This window comes from Nocardia sp. NPDC060220, from assembly GCF_042727815.1.
Classification (GTDB): Bacteria; Actinomycetota; Actinomycetes; order Mycobacteriales; family Mycobacteriaceae; genus Nocardia.
The window spans coordinates 1-2,185 of record NZ_JBHWZY010001023.1 but is presented as its reverse complement, the minus strand read 5'-3'; the positions used below and the strand labels follow the sequence as shown (position 1 = coordinate 2,185).

At 69.1% G+C, this 2,185-nt stretch carries 3 protein-coding genes and 1 pseudogene; all 4 read left to right on the top strand.

Annotated elements, in window-relative coordinates; genetic code table 11:
- Positions 1-702 (top strand): TIGR01777 family oxidoreductase (locus ACFWF3_RS33140; protein ID WP_379317864.1); only part of this gene is annotated, 702 nt, incomplete at its 5' end.
- Between the two features lie 4 nt (positions 703-706).
- Positions 707-1,210 (top strand): GNAT family N-acetyltransferase, encoded by a 504-nt coding sequence (locus ACFWF3_RS33135; RefSeq protein ID WP_378992463.1) that lies wholly within the window; start codon positions 707-709, stop codon positions 1,208-1,210.
- A 44-nt stretch (positions 1,211-1,254) separates the two neighbouring features.
- Positions 1,255-2,004: a lipoyl(octanoyl) transferase LipB gene (gene lipB, locus ACFWF3_RS33130; protein ID WP_379317862.1), complete on the top strand. Its 750-nt coding sequence runs from the start codon at positions 1,255-1,257 to the stop codon at positions 2,002-2,004.
- Positions 2,001-2,185 (top strand): annotated as a pseudogene (locus ACFWF3_RS33125) (lipoyl synthase); the annotation flags it as partial. The gene lipB and the pseudogene ACFWF3_RS33125, both read left to right, overlap by 4 nt.

Genomic DNA, 2,185 nt, shown 5'->3' with positions numbered 1-2,185 from the left:
GGGGGTCCCGCCACCCCCGCCCGCCGCGGGGCGGGCGGCTACACGCTGTTGCGGGGTGACCGCCGCAACACTCCCACCGATGTCCTGGCCACCGCGGTGGCCGCCACCGGTGTGCCGACGCTGGTCAACGCCAGCGGCTCGCACTACTACGGCGGCGGGACCGGTGACGCGATCGTCGACGAGACTTCGCCCGCCGGTACGGATTTCCTGGCCACCCTGTGCCGGGACTGGGAATCCGCCACCGAACCGGCCGCCGAAGCGGGCGCGCGCATCGTGCTGCTGCGCAGTGCCGTGGTGCTGGCCCGCAACGGCGGCATGCTCGGCAAGTTGCACCCGCTGTACTGGGCAGGTCTGGGCGGACGCCTCGGCAGCGGCCGCCAGTACCTCCCGTGGATCTCCCTCGACGACGAGGTCGGCGCGATCGTCTTCGCGCTCACCCACCCCGAGCTCTCCGGCCCGATCAATGTCGCCGGCCCCGCCCCCGTCACCAACGCGGAATTCAACCGCGCCTTCGGCCGCGCACTACGCCGGCCGACCCCGTTCATCGTCCCCGGTTTCGCCCTGCAAGCCCTGGTCGGCGAGCTGGCCGACTCGATCCTGCACGGCCCACGCGCCATCCCCGCGGTGCTGGAAGAGGCCGGGTACACCTACCAGCACCCGACCATCGGCGCCGCGCTGGCCGCCGCTGTCGGCAGAGGGTGAGCCGATGCTGATCCGCGACGCCGACAAGGCCGACCTCCCCGCCGTCCTCGCCATCCACAACACCAACATCGCCGAGTCGACCGCGATCTGGGACACCGACGAAGTGGACCTGGACGACCGCCTCACCTGGTTCGCCACCCGTACCGATGCCGCCATGCCGATCCTGATCGCCGAAATCGACGGCGAGGTGGCCGGCTACGCCTCCTACGGCCAGTGGCGTCCCAAGTCCGGCTACCGCTTCACCGTCGAGAACTCGGTCTACGTCGACAGCGGTTTCCAGCGCCGCGGCGTAGCCACCACCCTGCTCACCGAATTGATCGCGCGCGCCATCGATTCCGGTCGCGTGCACGCAATGATCGCCGCCATCGAGTCCACCAACAGCGCGTCGATAGTCCTGCACGAACGCTTCGGTTTCCACACCGTCGGTGAACTCCCCGAGGTCGGCCACAAATTCGGCCGCTGGATGGACCTGACTCTGATGCAGCGCAACTTCCCGGTCGAACCCTGAGACCCTCTTTGGCCGCACCGGACCCCCGGCGTAACGTCAGAACGGTGAACGACACGCGCCCCACCGCGTCCGCTCGATTCGATACGACCCCGATCGTGGTCGAGGATCTCGGACTCATCGACTATCACGCCGCCTGGGAACTGCAACGGCAGACCGCCGATCAGCGCGCCGCTGGCGAAGGTTCCGACCGGCTGTTCGTGCTCGAACACCCGTCGGTCTACACCGCGGGCCGCCGCACCGAGACCGAGGATCTGCCGATCGACGGCAGCCCGGTGGTGCAGGTCGACCGCGGCGGCAAGATCACCTGGCACGGGCCCGGCCAGCTGGTCGGCTACCCGATCATCCGCCTCGCCGAGCCCGTCGATGTCGTCCACTACGTCCGGCGCCTGGAAGAGGCCCTGATCCAGGTCGTGTCCGGGCTCGGCATCACTTGCGGCCGCATCGACGGCCGCTCCGGGGTGTGGCTGCCCGCCACCGAGCTGCTCGCCGAGCGCAAGATCGCCGCGATCGGGGTGCGCGTGCAGCGCGGTGTCGCCCTGCACGGCATCTCCCTGAACTGCAATTCCGTCCTCGACGGCTTCCAGGCGATCGTGCCCTGCGGCATCAAGGACGCCGGCGTCACCACCCTGACCCGCGAACTCGGCCGCGAAATCACCGTCGCCGAGCTCAAGCCTCTCGTCGCCGCCGCGATTGTTGCCGCGCTCGACGGCGAAATTCCCGTCTCGCCGCATGACATTGATCGCACCACCGCACCGGCGAACGCGCAGGCCCCGAGCGTAGAGTCGGTCCGGTGAGTTCCGTAGACGCCTCTGCCCCCGCCGGACGCAAGCTGCTGCGCATCGAAGCGCGCAACGCGGAGACCCCGATTGAGCGCAAACCCAAGTGGATTCGTACCCGAGCCACCATGGGCCCCGAATACACCGAGCTCAAGAGCCTGGTGAAATCCGAGGGTCTGCACACGGTCTGCGAAGAAGC